The sequence below is a fragment of the Paenibacillus sp. GXUN7292 genome (assembly GCF_050864975.1).
GTDB lineage: Bacteria > Bacillota > Bacilli > Paenibacillales > Paenibacillaceae > Pristimantibacillus.
The window spans coordinates 16748-37529 of sequence record NZ_JBOZWO010000041.1; the positions used below are offsets into that span (position 1 = coordinate 16748).

Consider the following 20782-nt stretch of genomic DNA (forward strand, 5'->3'; position numbering starts at 1 on the left):
AATATATTGTAACCGTTTATCTTTGGGTGACTTTCACCATCGGCCGAATGGTTGCTTTAACTTTACCTTACAGCTTAAATTGCAGGCAATGAAACTCTTTTGCCCCTTTGATTCCTTTGCGTTGCTGAATCCTCGCAATTAAGGTTCATTCGTTTGCAAAAGTTGTTCATAGATTTGCACCTAGATATTATTGAATGAAAGCGGACTCCAGCAGCAGTCTTCGGATAACTGCCGCAGCTTCCGCCCGGGTGATCGCCGAACTGGGAGCAAGTTCACCGTTGGCGCGGCCGCCAATAATACCGGATTTCACACAATCAACAGCCGCAGATCGGGCCCAGGAAGATAATGCTGCCGCATCCGAATAACGTTCAAGGCTTCCCTCCGCCTGATCGTCTATCTTATTCTTCAGTCCGGTCATCGCCATAGCTTTGGCCAAAATGACCATAGCTTGCTCGCGGGTAATGAAATCATGAGGACGGAAGCGTCCATCCTCATATCCGCTGACCAACCCATACGTATTAGCGGTAAGAATGTAGCTGCTGTACCAATCGGATGAATCCACATCCGAGAAGACCGAATTACCATGCACCGGCTTTAGACCTAATCCGCGAATAATAATGGCGGTAAACTCGGCCCGGGTAATCTGCTGATTCGGGCTGAACTTGCCCTCCCCTATTCCATTGACAATCATCCGCGAACCCATATCATTCACTTCGGTCCTGGACCAATGATTTGCAACATCGGCGAAATTCTGCGGATTCCAAATAACTGAATAAATGCTGTTGGTGAGACTGCTCATTTCCGCCCAATATATTTCACCCTTCCGTACAATTTTGGTCGGAATATGGCGGACGACACCGTCTGGTTCAAGCACGACACCAGTCGTGATCCTATCGGAATTGACATGATCGGGAATTGCGATAGACCTTTGCACATACTCATTGAATTTATCCACTTCAATGGACTTATCTCCATATGAAGCTGTTACTTTAAAGCTGATGGGCGGAGCAACAAGAGTGAACCTTCCACGATCGGCGGCTTTTTCGAACGACAAAAAGCTATCTTGTTGAAGCTGGGCAACTTCAATCCGTACCATAATATCTTCAAGAGCCGCAGAGCTGCCGAGCTGCATGGCCAGATCTTCAATGTTGAGCTGTCTGGCAGGAAGGGTGTACACGGCCTGCTTCGTCTTGACTTCCAGAATGGCTGATTTCTCCTCCAGTTGCTTCACCATTCGGCCATCTATTTGGCCAATGAACACATCGGCCTCTTCTTCCCCGGCAATGGTCACCACTGTACTGGGGCCTTCACTGGCCAACTTGTCAGCCAACTTTTTTGAGTTTACTTTTAAAGTTAATACGGTTTGACCGTTCAAGCTTGTGAGTGATGCGTCTCCTATAGAGTCAGGCTTGTCGTTGATCGGCACTTGAACGACCGGCAGATTCGGAAGCGGAGGCAGCTTAATCAGAGCCGATGGAGCACTTGCAACACCGTTCACGCTTTGAATCGCATAAAAGGAAGCATCGGCTGTCAGACCGGCGAATCGATGAGTTCTGTCCGGCTGTATCGTCGGGCTGTCGGAGATCATTTCGTCGTCCTCCCCATATAGACGGACCGTCGCTTGCGGATACACATTGCCTACATCCACATAGCCGATTCCTGCATGGACTGTCGGCTCCCGCAGGCTAACCAATACTGAATTGGAGTTCAAGCTCTCGTTTCCGTTTACCGTCTGGGTTACATAATAATGAAGATTATCGGGCAGCACATCGCTGAAGGTGTAAGTAGTCCCTGTCACATTCTCCGCCTGGGCTTTCAACGTATCGTCTGCAAGATACAGCTTGAGCGTTGCTCCCGGACTATAGCCGCTGACATCAACACTTTCTACACTGCCTTCAGCCGCAGGCGCAGCAGGGGTGACGGCAGCAGTCTCGCCATCGTCTACAAAAACCCAATCGATGGAGCCGCTCCACGTGCTTGCAAGAGAACCAATACGATAATTCCAGCGATAGGATGGCTGTATCATGAGACGCTCAATGGTTCCTGTCCATGCCGGAATGGTCGACATGTCCAAAACGTAATCAACCATTCCTCCACCAGGTACAAGCGGGATCGAGATTCCCCTCCCATCCACTTCATTAGCGGGAGGAAAGCCTTTTTCCGGGATGTCGAATGCCGGAGCTTCGCTGGTTGTAAATAATAGAAACGCCGTAAACCGGTTATCGGGGTTGGACATGCGGATATGCACGTAGCGCTGTGTTGCCGCATCGATGCCCAGACCGTCGGGGGAAAGAAGGGCCGGCTCGTAACGTCCGCTTCCAACGATCTTTCCGTCGGCTACCGTAACAGGTGTATAACCTTCGTCAACCGGGGTTGATTCGAATTGTGTGGCAGAATAGGTGCGGAAGCGCAAGCTCCGTTTTGAAGATCCCTCCGGTCCGCGCCAGACGCCCCGTCCGTCAATGCTATAGTAAACGTTCCCATCCGTGTAGCGGCCGGTATCGTCATAACCGACGCCGTAGTTGCCGCCGTTCGGGACGACATAAGGGCTGAAAATTTGCCAGTTGTACAGTTCATTGGGATCAAGTCCCGTAAGCCGTGGATATACGCTGATGAAATTCCCGTTGGTTGATACCTCGCTAGGCGGAACAGCGCCTGTGAACAAAGCATTGTCATTGGCGTCCGCGACCCGGATATAGAGACAGCCGGCTGGATTTCCGGTTTTGTACGCCCACACGTCCAATTGTGCCAACGTGCCCGTTGATACCTTAAAGGTTTGAGAACGGGCCTTGTTCCAGTTGATATCCGCTACTCTGCTAGTATTCCAATCCCCGTTGTTAATGTCGATTTCCGGATCGAGCGGGCGAATCCCGGGTGATGCGCAGCTGACGTCAGGGTTGATCTTCCACCCGCCATCGTTGTTGAAGTCCCAACGAGGCCCCGCTGGGCTCGCAAACTGTACCGAATCGATCTTCACTTCGCCTTCGCCCCCTGCGAGTTCAATACGAATCTGATCGATTCTTCCACTCCAACCGTCTGCTTCGGTAACCGGAATAAGCAAGTTCGTGAAGCCCTCGGCTAATCCCTTCTCTTCTCGTGGATTCACATGAAAGCGTACCGACCGGTTTTCCGAAAAATCTTCCCCATCTGTCCGGAACAGCAGCCGTCCAGAGCTTATGCCGCTGCGATTGGCTAGTCGAAGACGGATAGCACTGCTCGACGCAGCCTCAATACCCAAGGAAGGCGGGGAGGTCAATTGGGTTCCAGTAGAAGTTGTCCCGACGACTAACGAGCCCGCCCTCACATGAAAGTCTCTGTTCGAAGTCCAACCTTGGGCGTCTTTGTCGACAGAAAAGTTCCATTCCCCGAGACCGTCTAGCGACTCGGATTCACCTGTGAAGCTCACTGAAGGCGTCCAACTGACTGCTGGTTCTCCAGCCGGCACAACAAAACGAACGACATCTCCCGCCTGTACTGTGATGTCGTCAGCCAGCAGCACAACACCTTGCTCGTCCACGGCAGCAGATGCTATCTCGTTTCCATTTACGGTGATGCTTACATTCGCTGTTCCTGCTCGTGAGATCGGGAAACTGCGAATCGCAATATTGCCAAGGCGTGGAGCCGTCCATGCAAGCCCGGCGTCAGAGCTTGCTCCAGGAGCAAGCTCAAAACGGGAGATGTCCACATCGCCGTCTCGGTATGTCCCGGTTAAGGAGTCCAGAGGCAGATCTGCCCAGCCTGAGGCAGTCCATTGTTGGTAGGACCACGAACTATTCTCGTTTAGGTAATCCGCGGAGGATTGCGAAATCCAATCGCCGTTTTCAAGCTGGAGATTGTTCGTGACGGTGAGCCCCGAGGCGTTCCCTCTTAAGTGTGCAGTAAGGAAAGCGTAAGGTTCATAGGCAATGTTATCGGCGATGACTGCATCCGGCACAAAGCCGTTGCCAAGCGTAGAGATGGAGCCGCCACCAAGATACGGGATGTTATGAATGTAGCCGTTGCGAACGAAAACATTGGCCCGAATGGCGTTGCCGGTGGAATAGTCGTTAGAACCATGGATCGCCAAATATTCGATTCCGCCTCCGTAATTGTCAGCGAAATAATTGCCCGCGATCAGCACATTGTTAGTACCTGCCTCGTGGTCAATGGCTACCATATCCGGGTTTCTTGTATTAGGAGTGTTGGTGAAGATATTGTTGGCAATCACAACATCCTTGACCCCTCCCAGATAGAGGGCGGCGGTTCCCGAGTTGGTTCGACAGCCTGCTGAACCGTCAAAAATCGAGTTGCGAATCATAACGGAGGAAGCGGAGCCGATAGCAAGACTGTCGGGACATCCGGCATCAATCTGGGCGAATACTTGGGACGGATCAGGATTGTTGTTGTTGTCGTCATGTTGCCAAAGATTTTCAATAAGCACGTTGCGAAAGATCCGGTTGGCAGCGGTCTCAGGCGATGCCACAGGCGCAGGGTTGGTGACGGTGCCTTGACTAGCAAACACGATGCCGTGAGCGTTACGGGTGGTCTCGATATTGCGCAAGGTTATGCCATCCAACACGGTGTCCGTCCTCGATAACGACATTGTGTTGCGGACAAACATGCCGGTTACACGATTGTCGTGAAGGAAAAGGTCCTCAAACACAACATTACTGTTGCCAAGGGTGGAAAAATCCACACGCAGTCCATAGTGGAAGGCTCCTCTTCCCTCGGCGGTTGTGTCGCCGATGTCCAGATTCCGAACAATTACATGACTAGGATTGGTGATGGTCATGGCTGTATTGGTGCCATTGGCGACGAATTGTGGACGCGGTCCTTCGCCGTAAGCTTCGATGACCACGGGCTCGGAAGCAGTACCCTGGGGATTGTCGATTCTGACTTGCTCCGCAAAGCGGGTTCCTCTGGCAATGAGAAGCCGATCGCCTGCCTCCAAGTTCACTGAAGCAAGTGGCGCAAAACTGCACCAGGGGGCTTCGGGATCTGTGCCGCTTCCGTTATCGGAACAAGCAGCTGGTAAGCTATTGTCAATGTAGTAGTTTTGCCCTGCAGCCTCTACCATCTGTGGAAGCGCTAACAAAACAATCGACAGCAAAATAAGGAATAGAACAGGCATTAACTTGCTTCTTATACTGGCCGGACTGGATAAAGATATAGGTTTCAGCATATTGGAACAGTTACCTCCTTCAAATGAATAGTTAAGCAAAAACACTTTTTTTTGCTTCATGCCTCAGTAGACTAGTTGAATCCGTCCGCTCTGGTCTGCCAGCCTTTCACCTCCTTACAGAACCAATTTAACTTTACCCAGACTTGTAAGTGACAGGCAATGAACCTGTTTTGTCGGCATATACAGGCTGATTCGGAGTGCATTTACAAAAAAGGTTCACTAACTGCAAAAGATGTTCATCTCTTAACAACTCCTATCCTTCCTTTCTATATTGACTTGTCCAACGAATAAAGATTATTCTGATTAATATTTGGATTAAGGAGGTGTCTGTGTGAAGCACAAGGTAATGCGCTTTTTTCGACTGTCGTCCACACCTACACTAAAAACCAAAATGCTGGCCTATCTACTCCTTATGTCGAGCATTCCGGTTGCTCTCATGGGCATCTACTCGGCATACAGTACTTCTACTATCATCCGCGAGCAGGCGGGCGAATCCAATGCTGTACTGCTAAGACAGACAGAAAAAGAACTGAATAATTATTTCAAAAAAATCGATGATCTTATGCTCCAATATACTCATGCATCCTCTAACTCAACCCTGCTGTTAAAACGATTTGTCGAGGATGATTTATCTGTAGATAATTGGAAAACAGTCCTGGATCTGAGCGAAATTCTCGTCAAGCTGCAAAGCGGGATGGAGCATGTACTGGAGCTTGACTTCTATTCCGTTCCTTACGGCAAAGTATTAAGCTCTCACGGCAATCTTTATACAGATGAGGAATTTGGTGATCCTATGGTCATCAATGCAGCCAAGAAATTGACTTACACCAACCGCTTCCTTAATCTCCGCATGCCTGCCTCTGAATATGAGACGTTGACGAGGCCCGTATTAACGATTATTAAGCCTATTTTGCAAAACAACCGAGTGAATGCAGCCCTTATCGTATATTTGGATGCTGTATCGATCAGCAGTTATAAGCTGACCCCGCCTGCTCCGTATGAAGGCTCTTCGCTATTCGTGACAGATGAGCATGGTACTATTATTTTGCATTCTGAGACATCCCGAATCGGCACCCGAGCTGACGAAGCTGCTCTGGCAAAAATCAAGGATACCGCCGATGCAGACTGGATTATTCATGACAAGTTGAATTTGGACGGCGTTTATTCAAACACTGTGATGTTACGTTCAGAATCGAAAAATTGGTTTTACTTTGCGAATGTACCGGAGAAAGCGTTCACTATGAAAGCTAACACCCAACGAAATATCATGCTTGCCATCAGCCTTGGACTTGTCGTGATCGGCTCACTTATCGGCTATGGCGCTTCCCGTTCGCTATATCGCCCACTCCAGAAACTGACCAGCAAGCTAAGACCTGCGGCTGCAAACATAAATATCGTCTCAGATGGCGATGAGCTAGCTTTGTTGGATCGCTATCTGGACCTTCTCAGTCTGGAGAACAGGCAGCTTTCTAAAGAAATGAACATTTATTTCGAACATGCCAAGCATTTTCTGCTGCACCAATTGCTCGTTAGAAGCATTCCGCATCAAAACATTTCTCTTGGCGAGCAGGAAGCGCTCCCTAATGAATGCTTCTTTATTCCCCTTCTGATCGTAGACTTGAATCGGAACAGGATGATGGAGAGTTACTCCCGACGGGATCGCTCCCTGTATTATTACGCTGTAGATAATATCACTATGGAACTGCTAGGGGATCAAGTTAAACCTCAGGTTATCATGGTCCAGCCCGGTATGTTCGTCACCATTATCCCTATGGAAAAGCGAATCACGCCAGAGGAGCTCCGCGGGATGGGCCACAAACTCCAAGATGCGCTGCTGCGCTATCTAAAGCTTAATTCATTTATCACCGCCAGTTATTCCGATACAGGAGCGGATGGCTTGCACGAAGCCTATGAGGAGGCCTCCGGCCTTTTGCGCTACCGTTTTCTTGTAGGTGACAATGAAGTGATGCTCGTTCACGATCTGAAGACTTCCGTCTCCATGCAAGCGGATGTATTGTTTCAAAGTGAAAATGAAATTGCTGCCGCCATCCGTTCGCGTCAATGGAACGAAGCAGAAAGGATTTTTCAGGATATCGTTGAAACACTCCAGGAATCCTTCAATATTTCGGAGGATCTGCTGCGTGGTTACTTTTCCCAATTACTTGGCACTATCGTAAAATCCGTCAGGACATCACCGCGAGATTTATTTGATGCCGATATTGTTAAAGAGCTTTTGCTCCATCTGGCAAAGTGTCGTAACCTTGAAGAAGTCCGAATATTTTTTCGAGACCAGATCTTTAACGTGCTGCGCCAAGAATATGAGGAAACAAGCACTGTGTCTCATCGCATCCGTCTGGTTGAGCAGGTGCAGGATTTTATTCTGAATCATTACGATACTGATCTCTCCTTACAACAATGCGCAGAAAGAGTAGGGCTAGCCCCCTTCGATTTAAGTCGTATGTTTAAACAAGTCACAGGAGTTAACTTCATTGATTACCTGATTGAGTTCCGCATGGAAAAAGCCAAGCTGCTTCTGGCCAATCCGGACTTGCGAATACAGGATATTTCCGATAGTCTTCGCTATTCCTCATTGCAGGGATTTATGCGAGCCTTCAAAAAATCGACCGGCATGACTCCAGGTCAATACCGCAGCAAGCTTAAGGGTTGAGTCATTCGGCACGATGGCCTTAAATACCAATCAGATCCGCGCATCGGATTTTGAAAAGAGAAGGTTCTACAGGACTAGAAGCCTGACAGAACCTTCTTTTTAAGACTTACTCTAAATTTTGTGCCATTATCTAATCAATAAAAGCATACAAAAAAAATCCCCAAAGATTTCTCCATAATTGCATGGCTGTGTTATTCATACAACCAGAATTAAGTCGGATTTTCTTTAGGGATTGTTAATTTGTTACCAATCTAATTTATTAACATTCATTAGATGTATCTCTAAATCAGTATCTATTTTAATCGTATTGTTTAGCCGATTTTCAAGTTGCTATTATTCACAGTCTCAATCCAGGCTCTGGCAATCAGCTCATGACCGGCGGCAGTCGGATGCACGCCATCTCCTGCCCAATAAGTGGCATCTGTGCGATTGCATGCTTCGTCAAACGGTTTCTGCAGCTCAACTAACACTGCCCCATATTCCCTTGCAAGCTCACGAACAATAGATTGATAGTTTGCTACTAGAGTTCGCCAATCCTCCCAGCGTTCTTCTGCTGCACCGCATTTCAATATAAACGGCTCGCACAAAATCAGTCCCGTGTCAGGCAAATACTGTTTTGTAATGTCAAGCAAATGGCGGTAAGCACTCTCGAAACGATCAGCTGCCCCTTCAGGAAGCTCATTCATAATTCTCCAAGCATCGTTAATTCCAATTAGGATACTTAAACGTTTCGGATTCAAATAGATAGCGTCTTCATTCCATCTGGCATATAAGTCAGATACCCGATTGCCGCTAATCCCCTTATTAATAAATAAAGGTGCTGCCTCTGCCAGTTCATGCCCAAGTACACCAGCAATACGATTCGCATATCCCTTTCCCAAGCAATACAGATCATTGCGATTACGCGACGTATCTGTAATAGAATCCCCTTGAAATAGCACATCAACGTTTTGCTCAAATTTCATGGCATTGATTCTCCTGTCCTGTCCAATTTTTGTATTTCTCGAGGTTAGTTTAGGACTGTAGGAAAACGTTGTCAATATGAAAGTAAAGAAATACTCCATTCGATGTCAATCTGAAGCATCCGACTTCCACTCCGGTAGACGAAGCGCTATTCAAAAAAAGAACTGGCTTGACGCCGACCGAATACCGCAACCGTGAGACTTGATCGTCTAACTTGCTCGATATAATAATAATCTTTACATTATCACGCCTGTGCAATTACCTTAAGAACGGCTTTCTGGTTGATGCCGAAGCTATTGCAGTTAAACGGACATTTTATGAGCCAACACAATGGCATTGACCGCTGTTACGGTATCCTTGGCTACCAGCTGCTCATCCAGCTTCAAATAAAGTTGTAAGGTAGAGAGTGGTGGATTTTTAGTAGAGATCATGAGCTCAACCTCATGAGTTGAAATCACCTTCGCTTGCGTGATTTGCAGCCAAGGGATAAGATCCGGTAATGATTTATCCTCCGAAGGGCCGGTTTCCATGCCATTCACACCAATAGGTGAATGCCCATCGAAATACTTAATCCTGAGGACAGCATAAGAAGGAGGGCTGTTCCTATTCAAGGTCGCGGCCGCCTCCAGCCGATGGCGGGAGTTTTTTTTAGGACCGATAATTATATTCCACAAAACAATAAACAGAGAGGGGATAAGGAAGCCGAGCACCGCCAACCAAACACTGGAGGTATTGACATAGACAGTAAGAGAGAGGGCTGCAGATAGAATCGCAGCAAACCATATGTAGAGCTCCTGCCGCCATTTGGACTGGCGCTTCCCTGATGCTGGAGGAATGGACTGTGCTGGCTGGATTTCCGAAGCTTGCTCCTGTTGAGATACCTTACGTTCTCTCCATGGCAAATGCTCCCCATTCAGCATATAGCAGTTATCGGCTGCTCTCTGCCAGACCTTCTCCTGCGAGGGATGCGGCGAATGCCAGAGGGTAACGTATTCTTGAATGTCTTTCAAATAGAGGGCTGGATCGCCCGTGAACGAGAAATATTGTGAAAGCTCCAGATGAATAACAGCAGCAGAATACCTCTGTACATGGGTTGATAAGGTTTCTAGCCACTCCTGCACAGGAGCGGCAAGCGATGGGAAATGGGCCAGCGTGCCGGGTAAGCTCAGGCGCAGCTGCTCTGCAGCATCCGCCCATGGAATCTGCCATTGGAATGCTTCGGAAAAGCATTCCCACTCAGGCAGATCCTCCACATCCGGTTGGTCCATATGGGGTTGAATCTTGCTCCATGCTTGCATAAGCTGCCTGCTATAACGCTGGAACTGCTCTTGGCTGACCAGACAAAACCATACTGGAGCTAGAAAATTATTGGTCTCAAAAGCTGTATTTTCATAATCGACCGAATCTGTATCGGCATTTGTAACGCTCAGGAATGTCCGGTTTCCCATATAAGATCCTTTCCTCCTACCTTTGTTTCACATCCAATATTGGAATCAAATAGCCTTCGTATACCGTGATATTTTTAATGCATTTTAATACGAATACTACATGAATTAATGTAGAAAGCCAACATCGAATTTATTTCTTACCTCAATTGCTTTATTAATACTTTCAGCTGAAAGTTCTAATTTCTCATTTAAATCTATAATAAAACCATCTTTGAGTTCAATAATACTAACAATGCCGGGAAGAATATTATGAATCTTTTGATTTTTAAAGTAAGTTAAGTAGCCTACCCATATATTTTGACCATTAGTTTTAACCTTACGTCTAAAATCATTGGAAATAACAACAGCATAGTTTAGGCTGCCGGTCATTTCTATACATTTAATTATTTTTATCAAAAACTCTTTTGATATTAACTTCAAAAAGCTATCTGAAAATTCAACGTTGATACATGCTGTTTTATTGGCTTCGTAAGCCCCTTGTGTAATGCTTATTGATATTTCGCTTTCTTCACTTTCTTTATTTTTTTAATGTAAAGTAAAGAGCTAAAGCCGGCCCAGCTTTTAGAGTTCTTTCTCAGTTCTTTCTCAGTTCTTTATCATTTTCATTTTCATTTTTAAAAACATCTTCTTCTTTATTTGCAATTATTATTTTTTCAAGGTTTTCAACATTAAAATCTGACAGATTATTTTGGAAATGATAAACTGCATTCACACTGTCATCCCACGTAGATACCGTTACGTCCTGATGAAGTTCATCCTTTATACTAACAACAATCTCTTTACAAAAATTTATAAATTCATATGCATACATTTCAATGCTCTGTAAACGAGTAATTATTTTTATTTTATCCATCTTCGCTAATTACCTCCTTCTGTAGTTATTTTGTGTAATTCCATGATAGCAAATATAATCATCCTCAGGAACGAAATTTGAATGTCGAGGTGAGTATCAATCCACATGAGGCAGTACAATTCGAATCAGGGTCCCCTTGCGAATGCGGCTCCTAATCCGGATACGGCTCCGTTCTCCAAAATATAACACCAATCGTTCATAAACATTTACAATTCCAATATGATTCGAATGGTCCTCTTGAAACTTTCGTTTATGTTTAGTGAATACGCCTCGCAGCGTCTCATCATCCATCCCAAGGCCATTATCCGCAATTATGATGATCATCCTATCCCCCTTCTGTCTGCCGCGAATGCAGATCACGCCTTTTCTATTCGTAGAGGCAAATCCATGAATGATCGCATTTTCCACCAAAGGCTGAAGGATCAGTTTAGGAATCTCATAGTCCATTACGGATTCATCCATATGGATGTCCATTTCAAATTTATCTCCGAATCTAACCTTCTGTATCTGAACATATTGATTAATCGCGTCTATCTCCTGCTTGAATGTAACTCTCTCATCCTGATTGTTTACACTATAAGAGAGCAAGCCAACTAATGATCGGATCGTGGTTTGGACATCCTCGTTCCTCTTCTGGAACGAAAGACTTTCAATACAGGCTAAAGTATTATAAAGAAAATGCGGTCCGATTTGACTTTGAAGCAGCTCCATTTCGAATTTCCGTTTGGCTTGCTCCGTTAGCTTTAGCTCCGAGGTCAACAATTGAATCCGTCTCATCATGTTGTTATAGCTTAGGGATAATTGGCCGATCTCATCGCCGCGTTGAATATTAATTTCCGAGAAAATCTCAAGGCTTTGCACCCGATTCATCTTCTGCACAAGGGTTAATATCGGTTTGGAGAAGTAACGCGAGAAAATATACGACCCAATAAGCAAGATCATAAACCAGATTACAGCGCCTTGAATAAATATTTTATACAAATAAGTAATACTTCGGAAATAATACGATTTATCGATCAGCGCTATCAGTTGCCAGCCGAATATACTCTGCGATGTCTTAACAGCCACCCATTCGCCGTCTTCTGAGAAAGAGAGAATATGAGTGCCATTCGACATTTCAGCCAGATACGTCTGAACCCTTTCATCAAGCGCATAGGATTTCTTGAAATCAATCGGCAGCAACTGATTATTCCTGCCCATCAGAATTAATTCATCCATGATCGAATAAATAACAAAGCTTTGGAATTTATTTTCCATAAGATTAGAAATCTTCGTCTGCAGCAGATACAAGTCTATCTCAACCGCTATCGTGCCAAGATACACCTTATCATCACCATAAACAGGAATTGCAAATGCAATCGTTCTCTGAGAAAGTGGCGATACATAAGGCTCCGTCCAATTGATAGAACCATAATTCTGCATGGATATATCTATAACCTGTTGCAGATGCGGATTGCCGAGCAGATGATAATATACTTGTTTGTTCGTAATGACATTGCCCTTTTGATGAAGGATATAGAGCATATTTACCCCAGTATAGTTCTCGGCATATGAACGCAGGATTTCGATAGTATCGTCCTGGTTTGATAGATCGAATAACTCCTTGCGCTCTGCCAGCGTTAACAGTAAACCATTGATGTTATCCAAATAAACATTCAGGTATTCATCTGTACGCGCTAACACCACTTGCGCATTCTCTTCCAGCTGATTCTTAAGAAGAACTTCAGCGTTCTTCAGCGCATACCATCCTCCAACCGCGAAAAGGATACTGCTGCATATCACTAGGAAGATAAATTGTTTCGTAGCTAATCGCATATGATGGAAATATCGTAGCACAACTCTCATCACTTCAGCCCTTCTTATATTCAGTAGGCGATATACCTGTATGCTTCTGAAACAAAGTTGAGAAATACCGATAATTAGTGAACCCGACCTCTTCCGCGATCAGGTAAATTTTCTTGTTCGTGTTCCAGATCAATTCCATCGCCTTCTCCATGCGTATACGGGTAACGTATGCTTTGAAATTCTCTCCCGTAGCTTCTAGAAACAGCTTCCCTAGATATTGAGCATTGTACCCTACCTCACTTGCAATCGCGGATAGAGATAATGGTTTGTCCAGGTTTGTAACTACATAATTCTTAATCGAAATAATTTCAGATCTGCTTTCTTTCACCTGCATGCCAGAGATCAGATAAACTAATTCCGCATGCAGCTCGCGTATTGTTCTCACATTTTCTAAATTATTACGTACCTGTTCATTCCATTTGGTGGAATACTCCTTCGGAGTAACGGTACTCATTAGTTTTGCGACTAATTCTCTAATTAAGGCTTGTGGGTATATATGTTGATCCTTCGCATAGACCAGAACATCATTCTTAAGCGACTTGAGCATCGCATCTCCGTGATACATCTGAATTGCCGTCTTAATCCGAGTAACCAGTTCCCCGTCCGCATCTGAGAATTTTGGTGGTTTCCCTACGAATAACAGGGATTCTTCGTAGAAGTAAGCATCCCTCCAAACATCGCCATGTTCGTAGAAAGTAAACAAGTCTTGATTGGATTGAATAGGTGCTCCATACGCAAACAGAAAAAGTTCACCTAGCGCGGAATTCACATTCGATTGGATCTTGTTTCTCATTTCAGCGACGAACTCCTGCATTTTATTAAACCAATACATATATGAGCTTGCATCCTCCGAGATGAGGAGATATTGTCCGAACGATGCTGGAAACCACCGATACTGGTATGCCGATTCCATAGATTCCAGTAACTCTTGCATAATTGGATCAGCGAAGTATAGATCCTCTGGTTCTCCCATTAGCCTTAGTCCTAGAGCCATAGTATGAATGGATGTATCCTTGCGAAGCAATGGAAAATCGATGTTTTCCATTGCTTCCGGATTAACCAAATGCCTGCGGAATTGCTCTGTAAGCCTAATGCGTTCCTGTTGTCGCTTATTCCATTTATGGGAGAAATCCTTGGTCAATTGTTCACGGGCCAGCTTCAATGCCCTGCCGAGCTCAACAGGAGAGAAACCGCCCTTCAGCAAATAATCAATCGCTCCTAATTTAATAGCCTGTCTTGCATATTCGAAATCATTATGGTTAGTTAATAGAATTACCTTAATATCCGGAAATTCATCCTGCAGCACATGGAATAGCTCAAGCCCGCCCATTATGGGCATTGTAATATCAGCCACTACGACATCTGGAGGATTATCCGCACAGAAGTCAAGCGCGACTTCACCGTTATCCGCATCGCCTACCCACTCTGCTTGCCAGCTGCCCCAATCCAGGTGCTTTAACCACTCGCGAATAGGAAGCTCATCATCAACCACTAACACTCGAAGCTTATCCACCAATTGAACACTCCCTCAATGATGATAAGCGACCCTCCAGCCTGATAGCCAGAGGGTTGCTTGTTCTGTTGGTCTTATAGCTCTCCCTTATCCTTCAAGCGCTTCTCAACTAACTCCATGTATGCATCATAGTTGAAGGTTTTCCTTAGCATTTCTGTAAATGCTTCGAATTCATCCAGTGGTTTCTCACCAAACATGAATTTCACTAGTTCTTCCTCTGTGAATCGCTCCACATCAGCTATACTATACCCGTCAGGATATTCATAAATGAGACCATTCAATGCTCTTAACCTTGGTTGCTCATACGCGAACATGAATTCTTTCTCCACATAAGCGAATCTAGAAGATAAGTACTCCAGCTCATCGCGTCCAGAAAGCTGGTAGAAGGAGATATGCTGAATATCTTTATTCGCCGGCAACGTCTTTATCTTGCCGTCAACTATTTCATAATGCGTTCCTTCAATTCCGAAGCCTACTAACTTCAGCCCCTCATCCGTTGCCAAGTAGCTGAACAAATCTAAAATCTTCTGAAGCTTCTCTGGATCCTTCTCTACGGACTTCGAAATAACATGATAAGAGGGAGCCTTACCGTAGTCATAGGAAGCGTTCCATGTTCCGGCAGGTCCTGTTAACGCTGGAACTTGTGACCATTCCGCTTCCGGATTAATTGCCTTAATCTCTGCGAAAGTGGTGTCTCTTAGAATTTGATGCCATGCAGCGTAGACAATACCCGCACTTCCTTGCTTTACTTTATCGATATGCATATTGTTCTTGTTCACTAGAAATTCTTTATCCACAGCACCGCTGTCAATCATCTTATTGATAAATGCAAGTGCTGATTTCATATCTGGATCGAGTGCTGCACTCATTGCCCGTCCATTTTTCACATAAATATCACCAGGACTCCCAACACCGAATACTGGATACAACGGCCCGAATGTGTTCAGTCCGAACCCGGTCAGCCCAATCGTGTCATTTTTCCCATTTTGATCCGGGTCATTCTCTGTGAACGCTTTGGCGACACTCAGTAATTCCTCTGGCGTAGTTGGCATTTGGAGGCCAAGGTTATCCAACCAATCCTGACGAATCATATAGGTGCTGAATGGGATATCCGCATGTCGGATAATCGCATACTGCTTGTCCCCAATCTTGCCCTTCTCGAAATTATCTGGCGTCTGGAAATCAACAACCTGCTGCAATTGATCCAGATAAGGGGTCAGATCCAAGAGCAGTCCACGTTCACTGTAATCCGAGATTTGATTCAATGGCAGTTCATATACATCAGGAAGATTACCGCCTGCCAAGCGGACATTAAGCTGGGTATCATATTCAGTCAGTAGATTAACCGTCAAGTCTATGTTTAATTTCTCATTCAACGCCTGAATAACCGGATCATCAGCAGGCTTAGGAACACTGCCCGATCCCAACGCATTCTTCACAACTTCAATTTTAATAGGTGAGCCAGGTGTAGTGTTTGTCGCATTAGTCGCCTTGTCTTTTGAGGGTTTCGTTGTCGTTTGTGATCCTTCATTCGAATTATTTTTTGAACCGCATGCAGTTAGAAGCATTGAAAAACTCAATATTAACACTAGTAAGATGGTAAGACCCTTTTTCATTTTCATTTCCCCTTAGTAGTATATTTATGTAAAAAGTTCATGGTCATACTGCTGGATACTACTTGCTACAATCATACTGTATCATGTCGCCGTATGACAACGAACGATTAACCTTTAACTGCCCCGATGACCATCCCTTTGTAGAAATACTTTTGAACGAATGGGTACACGACAATAATTGGCAATGTCGCATAGACAACTGATGCCATCTTCAGACTCAATGTCGGAATGACTTCATCTAGACTCGCCTGCATATCCGCATTTTGGCTATTCATAAGGATTCTATGAATAACAATCTGTATGGGATTCAAGGTCGGATCTGTAATATAGATAAGCGCTTGAAAATACTCATTCCAATGCTGCACGGTGTAGAACAGTCCGAGTGTGAATAGCACAGGAGTTGAGAGTGGAAGTACTAATTGTAGAAGAATACGAAACTCTCTCGCGCCATCGATCCGCGCGGATTCAAAGATCTCTTCCGGCAGGTTCTGAATGAAGCTCTTCATGATGAGCAGATAGAATCCGTTTACTGCTGTCGGTATGATCATTGCCCATACTGTGTCTAATAGCCCTGTCGATTTAACTATTAGATAGGTAGGGATGATTCCGCCGCTGAACAACAAGGTGAAGACGATCAGCATTAGCACAACATTCCGTCCTGGCATGTTCTTCCTACTAAGTGGATATGCCATTAGGCACGTTAAAAACAAGTTGACTGCTGTGCCTACTACAGTAATAAAGACCGTGACCTTGAAAGCATCGAAGATATAAGGATGCTTGAACAGCTCCGCATAGGCCGCAAAGGTGATGGATCTAGGTATTATGATGAAGCCGCCATTCTTCAACACCTCTGTATATGGCGTAATAGAAACAGACAATACATATAGCATTGGAAATAATGCGGCTAATCCAAAGAGTGACAGCAATACGACTGTAATCAAATTGAAAATTCGACCTTCGTTCTTTCTCGTCGTTACCATATGGCTTCATCCCACCTCTTCGCTACTTGATTTGCCATGATAACCAAAATGAATCCAATGATTGATTTGAACACCCCAACAGCTGCAGCCAAACTGAAATTGAGCTGTTCCAACCCGGTTCGGAATACCCAGGTATCAATAATGTCTGCCACAGGATATACTTGAACGTTATACATGACATAGATTTGCTCGAAGCCCGCGTCTAGGATATGGCCCAACTTAAGTGCAGTCATTAGGACGATGACACTTCGGATACCCGGCAGCGTGATATGCCAGATCATTCGCCATCTTCCTGCTCCATCAACTCTCGCAGCCTCATATAATGAAGGATCGATACCTGCCATTGCGGCTAGATAGATGATGGCTCCCCATCCCAAGTCCTTCCACAAATCCGAGCTAATCAGAACTGTTCTAAACCAATCACTCGAGGACATGAATGAGATCGGATCTCCGCCAAAGTCGACAATGAATTGATTGAGCAATCCATTATTCGGTGACAGGAACGCTATCAGGATTCCATATATAATGACCCACGATAGGAAATGCGGCATATACATTAAGGTCTGAACGATGTTGCGGAATCGCTTTAGTGGAACTTCATGGAATAAGATTGCTACGAAGATATGCGGAACAATGCTGAACACAAGCTTGTATACGCTTATCAACAAAGTGTTTGTTGTGACTTGCCAGAAATAGGGTGAATGGTAGAATGTTGCGAAATGCTTGTACCACGGATTCGCCCAATCACTGCCATTGATGCCTCCGACGAAGTTGTAATCCTTGAAGGCAATGATGATTCCGTAAATCGGCATATACTTATATATTATTAAGTAGATAATTCCAGGTAAGAGCATCAAATATAGGGGTAATGGCTGAATCAGCAAACGATGTAGAGTTCCCTTATTTATCGATATCAATTTCTATTCCAACTTTCAAAATAGTTTTGTGCGATACTCCTTAGCGAATCTTGCATGCTATGCTTAATTCCAGACTCACCATGCAAGGAAAACTGCAGACTCAAGTCGCTTCTCCCCAGTACTCGATGCAGCGCGATTTCAATGCGTTCTCTAGAATCAGGATGGCACTCCCCGATTCTCAGCAAGGCTGTCCAGACATAAGAGAAGTACTGAAAGTGAATGTCCTGGTCGTCATAGACGAGTGAGCGGTCGTTTGATTCATACTCGTAAGGAATAGCATTCTCTAGGATATCGATCAAATCTGAGATCATTTGAGCGTCTCCTAGCTTGCCTATCAGATAAATTGCCGCGAAGCCGCGTGCTTGACTATATAGATGGCTGGTCTGCGGAACATATGGGTCTCTCTCTCTAACAATTTGTCTCAGCACCGGTAGAGCTTGCGAATTCCCAATCAATCCAAGAGCAATTGCAGCATGCTTACGAAGATTCTCATTTTCTGTATTCACCCAATTCAACAAACTGTTTACGATTGGCTCACCCAATCTGCGAGCTGACCAGATTGCAATCCCTGGCTTATCCCCCGATAGTCCTTCCATAATCTCCGCTGGATCAATCAACCAGCTTATAATCGAGCCTTCTTCATAACAACTGCTGTCCTGCAGAAGCTCCAGTAATTCCACATAGCTTACATCCCGGATAGAGCTGCCATTCTTAATGGCTAGATAGGAAGCGAGTGCAGCTACCTCGCCACACTTCTGAGCATCGCGCTTCATTCTGACATGGCTAGCGATATCATGATCGACTCCTATATTGCGTCCAGCGACAAGAATTCCGTCGTAGCCCTTTGGTATGAACGCTCCATACGGAACAGGAACCGAGAATTTCTGCGACCATAATCCGCTAGCGACTAGCCAATCTTGTACGTGCTCGCTTTCTAATGCGATGTCCTTACTATGTGTATCAAGATTGGAATAAGCATGAAATACGGGGCAGTCTGTCTCAGAATTATCAAGGAAATTCTTAAATGTAATATCATCTTCCGATACAATACATCGTCCTTCACGTATTCCGAGCATGGTCGCTACGCGCAGCCACCTCTTCTCGTCTGTATAGGTTTCCTTCAGATGCGTGCTCACTATAGCAGATTCCACGATTGCTCGGGACATATCCTCCGCGCTACTAGGATTGACATAGCCAGAATCAGTATAAAAATTGCGAACACGCCCCTTCTCGTGCCATACAACCACATTTGAATATGGCTGCGGCTTCCCATCGGCGCTTCTTCCTTCGCGAAGCTCACATCCAGCAAGATCGCACGCATACGAGTCACCGGAACAATCAATGACAACAGAGCTGCGTGGATAATGAAAGCCATCTGCATTGAAATACTCGATCCCGAGAACTTTAGTGCCTTCAAGCAGCATTCCAGTTACACTTGACTCATAGCGAATGTCCACCCCAGCCTTCAGAGCCATCTGCTCCATGACATACTTCTTTATCTCACCATTTACTCCAACCGATGGTGTATACAGGTCCGATCTATATGATGTAACTTTACTGTCAATCTCCTCGAATTTGCCGCCTCTCGAACCGAAATAATATGATAATACCTCACCAGCTGTACCGGAACCGCCCATGCTACTGAGCTTATCGATAGCGAGTACCTTAAGTCCTTTCTCCGCAGCCACTATCGCCGATATTGCTCCCGCAGTCCCAAGACCAACTACAATTACGTCGTAGCAATGCGAAGACTGGTCTTCGAATGGTGTCTGAACAATTTGATCGTTAATCTTATGCGAAATAATCATTGAAGCCCTTCCCTTCTAACGAATGAATTCACATGTGAATTGAAAGCCAGAACTGGATTAACGAATGCATTAGATGGCCTCCAAAACCAGTTATCGCTGCTCCACTCAAGTGATTCTTGCTTGAACTCGAACGCGCTCGCGATCGTTGTTAATCGCCATGATTGTAGAATCTCTGGTCGATTCTCCCAATATTCATTCAGCTTACGCCTTGCGCTAGGCCAATCGTCATCCGGGGATATCGACAATTTAAAGATAAACTCAGTATCAAATCTCCCCTGATGAATCTCAACATCCGGGTGACGTGATAAGTCTGGCGGCTGTGCAGCCTGTTCTAAACAATCCACATAAGCATTGATCCGTTTCGAGATGATCGGCACTTTCCAATCTGTTCTGGATAAACAAGTAGAAGTAGTATCGATGATCCTCTTTACACGAATCTTATTAAATCCTGCTACATTATGGAGAGTGACTTCATATTCACACTGCAGTTTCTCCACCTTAACGATATCGGTTAGGAATAGAACATTCAGTTTATGCCTATGTATGCGCTCGCATAATAGCGGATGTAGACCTGGGAGATGAACCCTGCCATCAGACGTCAATAGATTCCGACTAGTCATGTCTGAAATTAGATCAAGAGCATGATCTTCCAGTGGAGATTGCCCCCAGCTCTCCCCAGAATTCATACAAGCAATAAACTCATTTCCTACTCCTGAGGAAGGCTCCACAATCAGGCAAGAGGAATTCTCGGAGATACCCATCCCGATACCTGCAAACGTCGCCCCGCATATTAGAGTTTGATAAGACTTAACTAGACCCATTTAGATTAGCTCCTTAATTAGTAGTCTTCATTTATCTATCTGTGATCATTCTAACAATGCGTGAATCTGAAAAATATGCATGAAACTAGAGAAAATGTTCAGGAATGAGACAAAAAACACAAGAAGCACCCACCAAATGCAGATTCATTGATCGAGCTTTTGAAAACGACTTAGATGGAAGCGAACCTC

12 protein-coding genes and 1 pseudogene are annotated in these 20782 nt (G+C 45.1%); 1 reads left to right on the plus strand and 12 read right to left on the minus strand.

The annotated features are described in order from the left end of the window. Positions 1 to 187: 187 nt before the first annotated feature. The gene (locus ACRRU2_RS23755) at positions 188 to 4207 is read right to left on the minus strand and encodes an S-layer homology domain-containing protein (RefSeq protein WP_432505511.1); all 4020 of its coding nucleotides are present in this window, start codon (positions 4205 to 4207) and stop codon (positions 188 to 190) included. Between the two features lie 1285 nt (positions 4208 to 5492). Between ACRRU2_RS23755 and ACRRU2_RS23760 the strand changes: the two genes are divergently transcribed. After that, positions 5493 to 7829, plus strand: coding sequence for an AraC family transcriptional regulator (locus ACRRU2_RS23760; RefSeq protein WP_432505513.1), 2337 nt, complete (start codon positions 5493 to 5495; stop codon positions 7827 to 7829). 311 nt (positions 7830 to 8140) lie between these two features. On the opposite strand, the gene ACRRU2_RS23765 is transcribed toward ACRRU2_RS23760, so the two are convergent. The 11 genes and pseudogenes from ACRRU2_RS23765 to ACRRU2_RS23815 all read right to left on the minus strand — a co-directional run bounded on the left by ACRRU2_RS23765 (position 8141) and on the right by ACRRU2_RS23815 (position 20533). Beyond that, entirely contained in the window at positions 8141 to 8794 is a 654-nt protein-coding gene (locus ACRRU2_RS23765; protein ID WP_432505515.1) for an SGNH/GDSL hydrolase family protein, read from the minus strand. A gap of 300 nt (positions 8795 to 9094) precedes the next feature. After that, a complete protein-coding gene (locus ACRRU2_RS23770) occupies positions 9095 to 10240 on the minus strand; it encodes a hypothetical protein (RefSeq protein WP_432505517.1) in 1146 nt (381 codons plus the stop codon). Positions 10241 to 10345: 105 nt separating this feature from the next. Beyond that, positions 10346 to 10741 (minus strand): annotated as a pseudogene (locus tag ACRRU2_RS23775) (hypothetical protein); the annotation flags it as partial. Positions 10742 to 10814: 73 nt separating this feature from the next. Next, positions 10815 to 11093 (minus strand): hypothetical protein, encoded by a 279-nt coding sequence (locus ACRRU2_RS23780; RefSeq protein ID WP_432505519.1) that lies wholly within the window; start codon positions 11091 to 11093, stop codon positions 10815 to 10817. A 96-nt stretch (positions 11094 to 11189) separates the two neighbouring features. Beyond that, entirely contained in the window at positions 11190 to 12938 is a 1749-nt protein-coding gene (locus ACRRU2_RS23785; RefSeq protein ID WP_432505521.1) for a sensor histidine kinase, read from the minus strand. Positions 12939 to 12942: 4 nt separating this feature from the next. After that, positions 12943 to 14451 (minus strand): response regulator transcription factor, encoded by a 1509-nt coding sequence (locus ACRRU2_RS23790; protein ID WP_432505523.1) that lies wholly within the window; start codon positions 14449 to 14451, stop codon positions 12943 to 12945. 74 nt (positions 14452 to 14525) lie between these two features. After that, positions 14526 to 16067, minus strand: coding sequence for an extracellular solute-binding protein (locus tag ACRRU2_RS23795; protein ID WP_432505525.1), 1542 nt, complete (start codon positions 16065 to 16067; stop codon positions 14526 to 14528). Positions 16068 to 16174: 107 nt separating this feature from the next. Next, positions 16175 to 17047 (minus strand): carbohydrate ABC transporter permease, encoded by an 873-nt coding sequence (locus tag ACRRU2_RS23800; RefSeq protein WP_432505527.1) that lies wholly within the window; start codon positions 17045 to 17047, stop codon positions 16175 to 16177. Continuing rightward, positions 17041 to 17901: an ABC transporter permease gene (locus ACRRU2_RS23805; protein WP_432505556.1), complete on the minus strand. Its 861-nt coding sequence runs from the start codon at positions 17899 to 17901 to the stop codon at positions 17041 to 17043. Before ACRRU2_RS23805 ends, ACRRU2_RS23800 begins: the two co-directional genes overlap by 7 nt. A 59-nt stretch (positions 17902 to 17960) precedes the next feature. Beyond that, a complete protein-coding gene (locus ACRRU2_RS23810) occupies positions 17961 to 19772 on the minus strand; it encodes an FAD-dependent oxidoreductase (RefSeq protein WP_432505529.1) in 1812 nt (603 codons plus the stop codon). Further along, positions 19769 to 20533 carry a hypothetical protein gene (locus tag ACRRU2_RS23815; RefSeq protein WP_432505531.1) on the minus strand — a complete coding sequence of 255 codons (765 nt, stop codon included), beginning with the start codon at positions 20531 to 20533 and terminating at the stop codon, positions 19769 to 19771. The genes ACRRU2_RS23810 and ACRRU2_RS23815 overlap by 4 nt, the downstream gene beginning before the upstream one ends. Positions 20534 to 20782: the final 249 nt, after the last annotated feature.